At 37.2% G+C, this 13297-nt stretch carries 12 protein-coding genes; 7 read left to right on the top strand and 5 right to left on the bottom strand.

All coding sequences use genetic code 11. The features are described from left to right. Positions 1-88: 88 nt before the first annotated feature. From HX129_RS09705 to HX129_RS09695, 3 genes are read right to left on the bottom strand one after another with little or no spacing between them, the layout of a single operon-like run. A complete protein-coding gene (locus tag HX129_RS09705; protein WP_130073308.1) occupies positions 89-697 on the bottom strand; it encodes an OB-fold-containig protein in 609 nt (202 codons plus the stop codon). A 19-nt stretch (positions 698-716) separates the two neighbouring features. Beyond that, positions 717-1028 carry a Rieske (2Fe-2S) protein gene (locus HX129_RS09700; RefSeq protein WP_130073348.1) on the bottom strand — a complete coding sequence of 104 codons (312 nt, stop codon included), beginning with the start codon at positions 1026-1028 and terminating at the stop codon, positions 717-719. A 19-nt stretch (positions 1029-1047) separates the two neighbouring features. Beyond that, positions 1048-2052: an adenosine kinase gene (locus tag HX129_RS09695; protein ID WP_286434674.1), complete on the bottom strand. Its 1005-nt coding sequence runs from the start codon at positions 2050-2052 to the stop codon at positions 1048-1050. Positions 2053-2540: 488 nt separating this feature from the next. Here HX129_RS09695 and HX129_RS09690 point away from each other — a divergent pair, with 488 nt between their 5' ends. The 3 genes from HX129_RS09690 to HX129_RS09680 all read left to right on the top strand — a co-directional run bounded on the left by HX129_RS09690 (position 2541) and on the right by HX129_RS09680 (position 7748). Continuing rightward, entirely contained in the window at positions 2541-3305 is a 765-nt protein-coding gene (locus HX129_RS09690) for a COG4705 family protein (protein WP_286434673.1), read from the top strand. 331 nt (positions 3306-3636) lie between these two features. Further along, positions 3637-6576, top strand: a complete 2940-nt coding sequence (locus HX129_RS09685) for an insulinase family protein (RefSeq protein ID WP_286434672.1) — start codon at positions 3637-3639, stop codon at positions 6574-6576. Positions 6577-6596: 20 nt separating this feature from the next. After that, entirely contained in the window at positions 6597-7748 is a 1152-nt protein-coding gene (locus HX129_RS09680) for a phospholipase A (RefSeq protein ID WP_286434671.1), read from the top strand. 70 nt (positions 7749-7818) lie between these two features. Here HX129_RS09680 and HX129_RS09675 read toward each other — a convergent pair whose 3' ends face one another. Both HX129_RS09675 and HX129_RS09670 read right to left on the bottom strand, forming a co-directional pair. Beyond that, entirely contained in the window at positions 7819-9171 is a 1353-nt protein-coding gene (locus HX129_RS09675; RefSeq protein WP_130073313.1) for a TrkH family potassium uptake protein, read from the bottom strand. An 8-nt stretch (positions 9172-9179) separates the two neighbouring features. After that, positions 9180-9833: a potassium channel family protein gene (locus HX129_RS09670; RefSeq protein WP_130073314.1), complete on the bottom strand. Its 654-nt coding sequence runs from the start codon at positions 9831-9833 to the stop codon at positions 9180-9182. A 321-nt stretch (positions 9834-10154) separates the two neighbouring features. Here HX129_RS09670 and HX129_RS09665 point away from each other — a divergent pair, with 321 nt between their 5' ends. From HX129_RS09665 to HX129_RS09650, 4 genes are all read left to right on the top strand, one after another. After that, positions 10155-10694, top strand: a complete 540-nt coding sequence (locus HX129_RS09665; protein ID WP_286434670.1) for a hypothetical protein — start codon at positions 10155-10157, stop codon at positions 10692-10694. Between the two features lie 104 nt (positions 10695-10798). Further along, the gene (locus HX129_RS09660; protein WP_286434669.1) at positions 10799-11299 is read left to right on the top strand and encodes a hypothetical protein; all 501 of its coding nucleotides are present in this window, start codon (positions 10799-10801) and stop codon (positions 11297-11299) included. A 103-nt stretch (positions 11300-11402) separates the two neighbouring features. Then, positions 11403-12140: a UTRA domain-containing protein gene (locus HX129_RS09655; RefSeq protein ID WP_416377004.1), complete on the top strand. Its 738-nt coding sequence runs from the start codon at positions 11403-11405 to the stop codon at positions 12138-12140. A gap of 150 nt (positions 12141-12290) precedes the next feature. Then, complete coding sequence (locus HX129_RS09650; protein WP_373687888.1) at positions 12291-13286, top strand: putative 2-aminoethylphosphonate ABC transporter substrate-binding protein; 996 nt, start codon at positions 12291-12293, stop codon at positions 13284-13286. Positions 13287-13297: the final 11 nt, after the last annotated feature.

Raw genomic sequence — 13297 nt, 5'->3', positions numbered from 1 at the left:
GACAGGATTTAAATTTTTTTGGGAAAATTAAAATTTAATTTAAGATTTTTTAGATAAATAGGCACTGATGTGCTGTGTTGATTGAAAATTATTCTAAGCTAAATAAATCATTAGAGACTGAGATTTTTTTGGCAATGTAATGTGATTTACGAAAACGGATCAAAATAATTTGCGACTGAAATTCTAATTCACCAAATTCAGGTTCAACTTGTACATAGTGCAGTTGACCAAATTCGTCACGGACACGCGCTTGTGCTGAAAAACCAGGGCGAGCATTGCCACTCGATACGGTTGCTAAACGACCTAACAAATTGACGGTTGTTGAACTGAACTTGGGCTTGATCACCTGATCTAAACAGTGAATCATAAATACCGTAAAGAAAATAGCGATGACTGAAGCGGGTAAAATGACATAGTACCAAGGGAAAAACTGTTGCTGACTGGCAAAAATACACAGTTGTAAAAAATAGCCTGCAAAGCTGAAATTAATCAATAAAAATACAAAAATTAGAACTTTAGCAAACTTTACCTGTAGTAGTGGGGCACGGGACAGCCAATGTGGCAAAATACGTTTCAGAAAAGTGCTGGGTCTTAAGCCCACATAATAACCAATCGTTTCCGCCATGCTTAGCAAAATTAAAGCGAGTACACTTAAATGAAAAGGCATTAAGTCATATTCTAAAAAAAATGCAAACATGGCGGTCCCTGCGAATCAATTATTCTTCTACGATGTAAATGCCACCGTCAGAATGTACTTTGATATTCACTTTTTCAAGCGTATCGCCCAAACAAGGGCCAGAAATACATTCGCCTGTTTCAACATTAAATAAAGCACCATGTGTTGAACATTCAATGTATTCACCATCACGATCTAAAAACTGATTTTCTAAAAACTCAAGCTCAGTTTGTAGGTGAGGGCAAACATTTTGATAGGCATAGAATGCACCATCACGCTGAGTAATGAAAATCGTATCACCTGTCATGGTGTCAAATGCACGTGCTTCACGTTCTGGAATTTCTTCCATCATGGCAATTTTTTCAGACATTTTATGCACATTCCTTTTTAAAGCTTGCAAGCAAGTTTGCATAATCTACAACTGCTAAACGAGGACCAAACTGAGAAACCACTTCACTTGAGATTAAAATTGCCAATTGTGCAGCTGTTTGTAAAGATTCACCCGCATTCAGTGCATATAAGAATGCACCTGCGAAAGCATCACCTGCACCGTTCGCATCTACTGCCACCACTTTACGTCCTTGAATATGGAAATGTTGTTCTTGATTAGCAACAAGCGCACCTTTTTCACTGAGTGTAATGACAACGTCATGGCTAAGTAATTTCAATTTTGCCAAGGCTGCTTCAACTGAATCAGTTTCGGTATACATCATGGCTTCTTGTTCATTACAGAAAATGAGGTCGACACCATCATCAATTAATTCGTCTAAGCCTGTACGTGCATATTGCACCATTGCAGGGTCAGATAATGTGAGTGCGATTTTAACACCATTTTCACGCGCAATTTGTCGAGCAATTTTGACTGCTGCACGTGCAGAGTCACTTGTTGATAAATAACCTTCAATATACAGCCATTTTGCTGTTTTTAAGGGTTCAAAATCCATTTGTACATCTGACAATTCAGCTGTAATACCCAAATACGTATGCATGGTGCGTTCAGAGTCTTCGCTCACTAAAACCATACAGGTTCCTGTTATGCCTTCGCTGATAGACTTTTCTGAGGTTTGAATACCTGCTTCATTTAAACCATTTAAATAAATTGCACCGAGTTCATCATTTCCAACACGGCATGCATAAAATGCAGAAGCACCTAAGGCACTAAATGCCACAGTCGTATTGGCAGCAGAACCACCTGAAGCTTGGCCTTTATAAACTTGACTGGCTTTTAAATTATTATAAAGTTGAGTTTGGGTTTCACCATCGGTGAGTTGCATGGTGCCTTTTTGCAAATTTTGTTCAGCTAAAAATGTATCAGATACTGTAAATTCTTGGTCAATGAGTGCATTACCAATTGCAAAAAGATCAACTGTAGCCATGTTATTCATCACATCTAGGGTTTTAAAAAGCTAAAGTTTACACGAATGCTCAGTTTTACCATAGTTTGTTGAAGAAAATTCAGCTCAATCAGCATTGTTCAGATGGTTTATTCATTTGTGAAGTAAGCAGTTAAATCTAAAAACTTAAATTTTACATTTAAACTACAACTCAAAAAATAAATCAAAGTTCACAATTAAAGCCAATGCGTATTTTACCAACACAATGGTTTGAGCATGAAATCATGCAATTAGATGTTGCGGTAAATCGTGATCAAGTGCAAATGATCGATATTTTATGTGTAGAAAATTGACAACAAGCATGATACGGCTCAGGGAGAGGGGTGGGATTGAGGGCGATTTTTAATGGATAAAGTCTTGATGAGTGTATTAGGTTAAAAATAAAAAAATATTTGTACTTTGAAAATCTTAAGCTCAGATTAAGTTGTTCAGCGAATGATGAGACTTTCTTCGATATTTAGCATACTGTCATGGAAAATCTCAAATCCGAACTTATTTCAAAAGTTCCTCAAGTTACTTTGCTGTTTTGGATCACTAAAATATTTGCCACAACATTTGGTGAAACAGCAGGTGATGCTGTGTCGATGTCCATGAATTTGGGCTACTTGGTCAGTACTTTTATTTTTGCATTTATTTTCATTGCTTTTGTATTTTTTCAAGTCAAGGCTAAAACTTATCAGCCATATTTGTATTGGTTTACCATTATTTCCAGTACGACAGTGGGGACGACTTTAGCGGACTTTGTTGACCGCTCATTGGGCATTGGTTATTTGGGAGGAAGTACATTATTACTAAGTTTGGTGCTAATTTCATTATATAGTTGGTACAAAGTTGAAGGGATAATTTCTCCGCATTCGATTGATCATCCTCGTACAGAATTGTTTTATTGGTTGACCATTACCTTTTCACAGACTTTAGGTACAGCCTTGGGTGATTGGTCATCAGATACAGCAGGATTAGGATATACAGGTGGTATTTTCTTATACGTGGCTTTATTGGCCGTGATCGTGGCTTTATATTTTTGCACCAAAGTCTCTCGAACTTTATTGTTTTGGGCAGCCTTTGTACTTACACGTCCTCTAGGTGCAGTTGTTGGCGATTTCTTAGATAAACCATTAGATCATGGTGGTTTGGATTTAAGTCGTTTCGCTGCATCTACGGTGCTGTTAATTGCGATTTTAGTCTGTATTTTTCTATCAAAAAAACTCAATCAGACTCAAATACAGCAATCCTAATCTGATTTTTAAAAGTACATAATAACGTTTATTTAGCCTAAGTAATTAGGCTTTACGTTTGTGGTTTAAAACATTTATATGAGGTATTTGTATATTCGGTTCAATTTAAAGCCATAAGACTTTGTAAATGTGCTGATCTGACCTGTTAGTTTGCTAAAAGCAGTCATTTTAAAAGTGTGATCAATAACCTGAAAAATAATTACATTTACAATTCCGAGCATAGAACTAGGGATTTTTGTAATGGCATCATCTTTAATAGATGAATTAGATTGAATTCTGAATGTATAATGCCATATTAGATGTAATATTTTTTTAAATTTTAGGAGATCACATGACTGTAGATGTCACTGAAACCTTAGCCCAAACTGTTCATCCTGCGTTTCAGTTGGTACGTCAACACCATGTTGAAGCTTTAGATATTTTAGTTTCAGAATATAAGCATAAAGTGACAGGTGCTGTACATTTTCATCTGGCAACTGAACATGATGAGAATGTATTCTTAGTTGCTTTCCGTACACAACCCATGGACTCTAAAGGCGAAGCGCATATTTTAGAGCATACTGCATTATGTGGGTCTGAAAAATTCCCTGTACGTGATCCATTTTTCTTGATGATTCGCCGTTCACTGAATACGTTCATGAATGCGTTTACCGCAGCAGATTGGACAGCTTATCCATTTGCAACACAAAATAAAAAGGACTTCCAAAACCTTTTAGAAGTGTATATGGATGCTGCATTTGCAGCGAATTTGAATCCCTTAGATTTCGCACAAGAAGGCATTCGCATTGAGCTGGAAAATGGCGAACCTGTGTATAAAGGCGTGGTTTTTAATGAAATGAAAGGGGCTATGAGTTCTCCTTCAGATCAGCTTTATCACCAATTGGCTCATCATTTATTTCCCAAAACGACTTATCACTACAACTCAGGCGGTGACCCAAAAGATATTCCTGACCTAACTTATGATGAATTGGTAAGTTTCTATAAATCTCACTATCATCCAAGTAATGCGGTCTTTATGACCTTTGGTAATCAAACTGCTTATGATTTACAAGCGCAATTTGAAACTTTAGCCTTATCAAAATTTGAAAAAGGTGAGACTTTATATTCAAAACCTGAACAACGTTTGACTGCACCGATTGCCGTACAAGAGACTTATGCACTTGATGGTGATGATTTAAAAGATAAAACCTATCATGTTTTGTCTTGGTTATTGCCTGAGGCAAGCAATATCAAAGTGCGTTTAGGTATGCGTTTAGTTGAAGGAATTTTGCTAGAAAATTCGGCTTCACCACTACGTCATTATTTAGAAACGTGTGGTTATGCACAGTCTACAGGTCCGTTTATGGGTGTGGATGATTCTAATTTTGAAATGACATTCTACTGTGCGGTACAAGGTTCAAACCCTGAACACGCGGAAGAATTTAAAAATGGTGTGTTGAATATTTTACAACAGGCTGCGTCTAAACCTGCCGATCCTGAGATTGTTGAAGCAATTTTACATCAAATCGAATTGCATCAACGTGAAATCAATGGCGATGGTACACCGTATGGTTTGTCTTTGATTTTAAATGGTTTAGGCAGTGCGATTCACCATAATGACCCCGTGCATGTTTGGGATGTCGATACCGCCATTGCTGAAGTAAAAGAAGAACTTAAAGACCCAATGTGGTTGTCAAACTTGATTCAAACTTATCTTTTGGACAACCCACATCGTGTACAACTGACTTTAGTGCCTGATGCACATAAATCAGCACAAGAAGCAGCAGATGAAAAGGCACGTTTAGCGAAAATCGGTGCAGCATTAACAGAAGCTGAAAAAGCAGAAATTATTGCACAAACTGAAGCGTTAAAAATCCGTCAAGAAACACCTGATGATTTAAATTTATTGCCAAAAGTCGGGTTAGAAGATATTCCTGCAGACTTGACCATCGTACAAGGTCAATTGCGTGAAATCATTTCAAATCAGGTGGATACACCTTTAAATCTGTACCATGCAGGAACTAATGGTATTTACTATCAACAAGTGTTGATTCAAATTCCTGATCAAATTGTGAAGTCACCATATTTTAATTTACTGTCGATTTTGATGGGTGAAGTGGGTGCAGGCCAATATGATTATCTTGAGTTACAACAACTGCAAACAGCAGTTAGTGGCGGCTTAGGTATGGGGGCATCTTTACGTTCAAAAACTGATGATAAAGGCAAAATTACGGCTTGGTTGACATTAACCACTAAGTCTTTATCCGACAAACTTGATGCAATTGGCTTATTAAAGTTGGCATTTGAGCAATTACGTTTCGATGAAAAAGACCGTATTTTAGAGCTATTGCAGCAACGTAAAACCCGTTGGGCATCTCGTTTGTCAGGTTCAGGTCATAGTTATGCGATGCAAATTGCCTCTCGTAACAGCAGTGCTTTGGCACAGCGTGATTACCAAAATACAGGTTTAGGGGCATTAAATTGGTTAGCTGAACTTGTGACTAAAATCGAAAATGATGCAGCTGAGTTTGATGCTTTAATTGATGAGTTAAAAGCAATTCATCGCGGTTTAATGTTGGCGCCAAAACAATTTTTGTTGGTGTGTGAAGAACATCATTCTGAACGTTTACTTGAAGAAATTCAAAATGTTTGGGATAAATTAGATGTAGATCAGACTCCTGTTTTATTGACAGAAGTTGAGCGTTCATCTAGTGATGCAGATGAAGCTTGGCTGATTCAAGCCAATGTACAATTCTGCGCCTCGGCTTATCAAGCAGTAGAAGTGTCACATCCTGATGCTGCGCCACTCATGATTTTGGCAGCATACTTACGCAATGGTTTCTTGCATAGTGCGATTCGTGAGAAAGGCGGTGCCTATGGTGGTGGAGCAAGCTATGATGGCAATGCCTGTGCATTCCGTTTCTATAGCTATCGTGACCCTCGCTTAGCAGAAACATTTGCCGACTTTGAAGCAAGTTTAAACTGGTTGATGAATGAAGAACAAAAACCACATCAGCTGGAAGAGGCCATTTTAGGTTTAGTTTCAAGTATGGATAAACCAGGTTCACCTGCGGGTGAAGCAATTACGGCTTGTTATGCGTTATTGCATGGACGTACACCTGCATTTAGACGTCAAATGCGTGAACGTTTACTGAAAGTGAGCTTGGAAGATTTAAAACGTGTTGCACAAACTTACTTAATCGGTCAAAAGCCAACAAAAGCAGTGGTTGCACCATTCGCCAAAAAAGAGGCTTTAGAACAATTAGGTTTTGAAATCAAAAAAGTCAATTAAAACCCTTTTTGGAGAAGACTATGTCGTTCAAAAATTTTGAACGCACACCATTGAATCTGAGCATCTTAATGATGCTCAGTTTTGGTTGGGTGACAGCGACACATGCTGAGGATACAGCATCTGTTAATCCTGCAAGCACACAAGCCTGTGTGGCTTTAGAATCAAATGCAGATCGTTTGGCATGTTATGATGCACTTTTTAAAGTGGGGACATCTGAGCCAGTTCCTGTCATTGTTTCGGAACAACGCGCTGCAAAAGAATTAGAAGCACCAAAAGCTGAGCCACAAGGCATCAAAGCTAAAATTGAAGATAAAGTAGAAAGTTTATTCTCAGTACATGGGGCAAAGATTGATCCGAATACCTCACTTTTAGATAAGCGTTGGGAACTTTCGCCAGACAGTAAACTCGGAACATGGAACATTCGTGCACACCAACCTGTGTATTTATTACCTGCTTATTGGACAAGTAATAAAAATGAATTTCCACACAGTCCAAATCCACAGAATACCGTGGAAGAAGCACAAGATTTAAAATCAACTGAAGCGAAATTCCAAATCTCGTTAAAAACCAAAGCGGTTGAAAATATAATCGGTGATAATGGTGATTTATGGGTAGGCTATACTCAGTCATCACGTTGGCAAGTTTATAATGAAGACGAGTCGCGTCCATTTCGTGAAACCAATTATGAGCCTGAAGCGAGCTTAATTTTTAGAACCAATTATGAAGTGTTGGGACTCAATGGACGTTTATTGGGACTGACATTAAATCACCAATCTAACGGGCGCTCAGATCCATTGTCGCGTAGTTGGAACCGAGTGATCATGAATCTTGGTTTTGAAAAAGATAACTTTGCTTTGATGATTCGTCCTTGGTATCGTTTAGATGAAGATGCCAAAGATGATAATAATGCTGATATTGAAGACTATGTTGGACGTGGTGATGTCACTGCATTTTATCGCTGGAAAGACAATGAGTTTTCTTTGATGTTGCGTCATTCGCTCAAAGGTGGTGACGATTCACATGGTGCAGCACAGTTTGATTGGGCATTTCCAATTAAAGGCAAATTACGTGGACATTTCCAACTGTTTGATGGTTATGGTGAAAGCTTGATTGATTATAATCATCGTGCAACTTATGTTGGTTTAGGTGTTTCATTGATGAATGCGTATTAAAAGATACAGCATAAAGAAAACCGCTCAATTTTGAGCGGTTTTTTATTGATTAAGAACAAAAGTTGATATTTTAACCCACCTGAATTTCAGCATTAGGATGGCTAACACGGCTTTTATTGGGTGTTGCAATTAAATATGCCAAGGTTAAAGGCCCTAATCGCCCTGCAAACATCAGTAGCATTAATGTAATTAAACTACCTGCATGTAAGTCTTCTGTGATACCACGAGATAAACCGACAGTACATGCCGCAGATACGGCTTCAAATAATAAATCTAAGAACTTTTTATTCGGTTCAAGCAGCAAAAGGGTAAAGAAACCGATCAGAATCAATAAGGAATTGATGGCAATTACGGCAAGTGCTTTAAATGTCGCTTGATGTGAAATGGAATGTCCAAACACCCTAATTTCATCTGAACGCTTTAAGAAAGTCACCACACTTAAAATCATAATAATAAATGTGCCCACCTTAATACCGCCTGCGGTACTTAAAGAGCCTCCACCAATAAACATGAGTACCATGGTCACTAAGGTGGATGCATTACTCATGTTGCCAACTTCGAGACTGTTAAAGCCTGAAGAACGAGGTACAGTTGCGTGGAACCATGCATTTAAGGCTTGATCTCCTATCGACATAGGTGCAAGCGTTAAAGGGTTGGATGCTTCAATTAACCAAATCGTTACAAAAGCAAATAAGTTTAATCCTGCAATGGTGGAGAGCACTAGCTTACTGTTGGCAGAGAGTTTTTTCCATTTTTGAGCACGTCGAATATCCATTAATACGACAAAACCAATCCCACCAATCATATACAACATACTAATGGTGAATGTGACCATATACTGATCAGAGAAACTCATTAAACTATTGGGAAATAAGGAAAATCCACCATTATTAAAGGCGGAAATACTATAAAACAGGGCGTAGAAAAAGGCATGTTCAATATCGTAGTGATTTGACCATGCAATGGTTAAAATAATCGTTCCAATGGCTTCAAAAAACAAAGAATAAATCAGTACGCCTTTGATGGTCGTTGTGGCTTTAGATAGGCTGGTTTGTCCAATGATTTCTTGTGCCATCACTTGTTGTTTAAGACCAACACGTGAGGACAAACTGAGTGCAGCCAAAATAGCAAAGGTCATAAAGCCTAAACCACCACATTGGATCAGCAACATAACCACCACTTTGCCAAAAGTCGTGAAGGACTCACCAATATTGACCACTGACAAACCTGTAATCGTGACGGCTGACGTTGCAGTAAATAAGGCATTAATCCAAGAAAGTTCCCCGTGATGCGCAAAAGGAAGCTTCAGCAACAAAGTACCAATGATAATGAAACTTAAAAAACCTAAGGCTAATAAACTCGGCGGACTGAGATTAATGCGATTATGCTTTTTATTGATCAATTCTTTTTTAGATAAACGCATAATTCATTCTATAAGAAGCGATTAGAAAGTTGTCGTAATTGTTCCACAGGACCTTCAACAATCAAAATATCTTTTTCTTGTAAAATGGTACCTGGTGCAATCTGATAGAGTACATGCGAGCCACGTTGCAATAACAAGGTATGAATTTCATTATTGCTATCATCCATTAATGTTTGAAATTGTGCACCTTGTAAATTGGATGCAATTTCAATTTTGACAATATAACGCTCATTATTGAGTGCCATATAACGGCGTACCATCGGATAACTTAACGACTGTGCAACACGGATTCCCATGTCTTCTTCAGGATGAATAATTTGATCTACACCCAAATGCGATAAAATCATGTGGTGTGCTTTGGATTTGGCTTTGACCAAGATTTGGTGAATGCCTAAATTTTTTAAATGAAGAACACATAAAATACTGGCTTCAATATCATCACCAATGGCAACGACAACAGCATCACAATTTTGAATATTGAGTTCTTCGAGGACATGTTCATCGGTCGCATCAGCAATCACGGCGTGACTGATTTGATCTGCGATATTTTCGACATTCTTTTTCAGGGTATCAATCCCAATCACATCGTGATTTAAGTGGGTCAATTCTAGCGCTACTGTGCCGCCAAAACTCCCTAAACCAATGACTGCAAATAGTGCCATAATGAATTTATCCTTACGCTTGTAGATCAATCAATTTGCATACTTAAAAGTGTTGATCTGGTATTTTCTCGGGCTATTTTATCGTTAAAGCGAGATTGAGCCAATGAACTCAGGATTTAAACTTTAAAAAACAGTAATTTAATTGTTTTTTAAATGAAAAAGATGATTAAATTCAATATTATATTTTTATTTGTATTTTTTAAATAGCATTCATGTGGCTACAGAAAAACAACGCTTTGCGGCTTAAAATCGACATCATGTCATCAGAGTTAAATGCATTTGTCATAAAATTCAAGCACGAAAAAGACTAGAGTTTTTGCCATGGATGATAAAAAAATTTATAAAATTCTGCAACATTGGTTTCCATTACTTAAAAATGCTGAGATTCCCAAGAAAAAATATCGGAAAAATTTTTCTGATTTTCTACAATGGATCAAAGAGGAAAATTTTGCCACGCTATTGTATATGATGAAAATGCAGCCTGATTGTTTGTTTGAAAATGAAATGGAACAATCTGCTGTTTTACAAGATTTTCAGATCGATTTAACTGTATTAAAAGACAACATTGCAGCCAAAGCAGATCCAATTTTAGCGTATTTTGAACAGCATAAAGCGGTGATTGGGCGCTATTATGATGTAAATGAACAAATTTTAGATATTCTGTTAGAGGAAGTTCTCACGGTCGCAGAACAGATTGATTACCAACTTTTATTGGTGTATGCCGAAGCTTATTATTGGTTATTGGTACCGAATGATGAAGCTAAAATAGAAAAATTTTGTAAGTCATTCAATCAGCAATTTAAAGATCACAATATTCTGATTGAACATTACGAGCGTTATGTCTGTAGCCGTTCAACCTAATATAAACTGTATTAAAATGAGTATTTTACAAAAAAGAATGGTATTTAAGAAATAATTTTGTTTAATTCATCTTTCATTTTTATAACAAACTGAAGCTTAAAAATATGACTCAAAATATTTATGAAATTTTTCAAGAGATTTTTCCTGAATTAAAACAGCAAGATTTACCCGATGATCTAACTGAATTTACTACGTTTAGAGATTGGCTCAATCAAGATCATTCGTTTATTCAATATGTTGAAATCAAAGAATATGAGGACAATGGTATTAATGAAAGTACTGTATTTCAACAAAAACAAGTGGATGCAGAAGCTTTAAATCAAGCGATTGAAAATGAGATTGATATCTTTTTTGAGTCATTTGAATATGAAGACGAAGATGATGATGCAGATGATATTGAAGTACAGCAACAAAAAGTCGAAGAAATCTTATTTGATCAAATCAAATTTTTTGCTGAGCAAAAACAATTGTCATTACTGGTTATTTTTCGAGAAAATCCGTATTGGTTGGTGGTGCCAACGCAAGATGAATTGCAACTACAACGGATTGTAGATGTATTTAATCAAAGTTTTAAACGTGATGATCTCACGATGGGGATGTATTAATTTTTGTATTCACTATAGTCTTAAAATCTAAAATAAATATTTTGAGAATTTCATCGCTTGGACATGATATTTGAGTATATTAGAAGAAATTTTCAAAAAATAAATGTTTATGTCTGTTCGTGAAAACACTGCTGCACGTATTCCTAAGTACATTGCCATTCGAGATGCGATTGCCCATGAAATTGAGTCTGGGCAATTAACTGCTAATACTAAACTCACTTCTGAACGTGTGCTTTCTGAACAGTTTGTAACGACACGTGTTGCAGTTCGGGAAGCACTGTTAGCCTTAGAAATGGATGGTTTAATCTATCGTTTAGACCGCCGTGGTTGGTTTGTACGTGCACCACGAATTATTTATCGTCCACAATCAACTAAAAGTTTTAACCAATATGTGACAGAGCAAGGCGGCATACCGAGCACTGAATTGATTTCAGCAGAGTTACTATCAGCAACACAGTGGGATGCAACTCATTTAAATATCGCAGTTGGTGATGAGATCTATTCCATTTGGCGTCGACGTAGTATTAATGGTCGTCCTGTTGTTGTTGAGCATTTGCGTATAAATGCGCGTTTATTTCCTGATTTTTTAACACAATCATTAGAAGATTCAATCACCATCTTGATGGCTGAGCATTATCAGCGTCAATTAACACGTGCACATATTAACCTATATCCAACCGCATTTTCAGAGCAGCAAGCAAAAGCTTTGCATGTCAATGTCGGCAGTATGGGCTTATATATTTGCCGTACCAATTGTGATCAAAATGGTGTAATTACGGATGTCGATCAAGAATATTGGTTACATGATGTGCTTGATTTGCATTTTGAAGCATCAGAATAATATATAAAATAATTAATCTGGTTTAAACCAGATTAATTAAAATGTCATAAACTTTTGTTGAAATACGTATTATCAAGAAGCAGCATTCGTTAGGAATGTCACATGATTCAGTATTTCAAACAGCATCAAAAAAAGTTTTTTAGCTTAACGATGAGTCTTACAGCAGCGTGTTTGTCGGTTGCTTGTACTACCTCATCAAGCTCAAATGAGGTTGAGCAAATTACCGTTTATACCGCAGTGGAAGCGGATCAGCTTAAGCGTTATCAATGGGAATTACGCAAGGCACATCCCGAATTAAAAGTAAAATGGGTGCGCGATTCTACAGGTGTTATTACGGCTAAATTATTAGCCGAGCAGAAAAATCCGCAAGCTGATGTGGTCATGGGTTTGGCATTGACCAGTTTGTTGGTTATGGAAAAAAATGACTTATTACAGCCTTATCGCCCTAAAAATGTCGAACAATTAAAAACAGATTTTTATAGTCAAAAAGAGATTCCAACATGGACAGGAATGACCGCTTGGGAGTCGGCAGTATGTGTTAATACTGTTGAGCTTGCCAAGAAAAAATTACCAATTCCATATACATGGCAAGATTTAACCAAACCGATCTATAAAGGTTTAATCGTCATGCCAAATCCTGCATCAAGTGGGACAGGTTATTTAGATGTAACTGCATGGATGCAAATTTTCGGTGAAAAACAAGCGTGGCACTATATGCAAGCCCTCGATAAAAATATCTCTCAATATGTACATTCAGGCTCGAAGCCTTGCAAAATGGCTGCACAAGGTGAAACGGTCATCGGTATTTCGTTTGGCTATCCCGGTTTTAAACTCAAATCTCGTGGAGCACCCTTAGAAATTGTCTATCCAAAGGAGGGTTTAGGTTGGGAAATGGAAGCTTCAGCGATTGTGAAAGGGACGAAAAACCGTAGCAGTGCAGAAAAATTTATGGATTGGACAGTGAGCCAAGCAGCAAATGAAGCCTATGCACAAAATTTCTCCATGGTTGCACATCAAAATGTGCACAGTCAAAACCAAGATTTCCCTAAAAATCTTGCTCAGCAGTTGGTGAAAAATGATTTTTATTGGGCAGCTGAGCAACGTGAATCAATTCTAAAACAATGGTCAGCACAATTTGAAAAGTAATTGAACCATTG

Origin of the sequence: Acinetobacter sp. 251-1, assembly GCF_030329305.1 — a bacterium.
GTDB lineage: Bacteria > Pseudomonadota > Gammaproteobacteria > Pseudomonadales > Moraxellaceae > Acinetobacter > Acinetobacter piscicola_A.
The sequence above is the reverse complement of the archived record's forward strand: the minus strand, read 5'-3'. Positions and strand labels throughout refer to the sequence as shown.

What these genes read in the sequence shown, in the direction of transcription:
- HX129_RS09705 (WP_130073308.1), bottom strand. Translation starts at nt 697, where the DNA reads ATGTTTGCATTTTTTTTAGAATATGACTTAATGCCTTTTCATTTAAGT.
- HX129_RS09700 (WP_130073348.1), bottom strand. Translation starts at nt 1,028, where the DNA reads ATGATGGAAGAAATTCCAGAACGTGAAGCACGTGCATTTGACACCATG.
- HX129_RS09695 (WP_286434674.1), bottom strand. Translation starts at nt 2,052, where the DNA reads ATGGCTACAGTTGATCTTTTTGCAATTGGTAATGCACTCATTGACCAA.
- HX129_RS09690 (WP_286434673.1), top strand. Translation starts at nt 2,541, where the DNA reads ATGGAAAATCTCAAATCCGAACTTATTTCAAAAGTTCCTCAAGTTACT.
- HX129_RS09685 (WP_286434672.1), top strand. Translation starts at nt 3,637, where the DNA reads ATGACTGTAGATGTCACTGAAACCTTAGCCCAAACTGTTCATCCTGCG.
- HX129_RS09680 (WP_286434671.1), top strand. Translation starts at nt 6,597, where the DNA reads ATGTCGTTCAAAAATTTTGAACGCACACCATTGAATCTGAGCATCTTA.
- HX129_RS09675 (WP_130073313.1), bottom strand. Translation starts at nt 9,171, where the DNA reads ATGCGTTTATCTAAAAAAGAATTGATCAATAAAAAGCATAATCGCATT.
- HX129_RS09670 (WP_130073314.1), bottom strand. Translation starts at nt 9,833, where the DNA reads ATGGCACTATTTGCAGTCATTGGTTTAGGGAGTTTTGGCGGCACAGTA.
- HX129_RS09665 (WP_286434670.1), top strand. Translation starts at nt 10,155, where the DNA reads ATGGATGATAAAAAAATTTATAAAATTCTGCAACATTGGTTTCCATTA.
- HX129_RS09660 (WP_286434669.1), top strand. Translation starts at nt 10,799, where the DNA reads ATGACTCAAAATATTTATGAAATTTTTCAAGAGATTTTTCCTGAATTA.
- HX129_RS09655 (WP_416377004.1), top strand. Translation starts at nt 11,403, where the DNA reads ATGTTTATGTCTGTTCGTGAAAACACTGCTGCACGTATTCCTAAGTAC.
- HX129_RS09650 (WP_373687888.1), top strand. Translation starts at nt 12,291, where the DNA reads ATGAGTCTTACAGCAGCGTGTTTGTCGGTTGCTTGTACTACCTCATCA.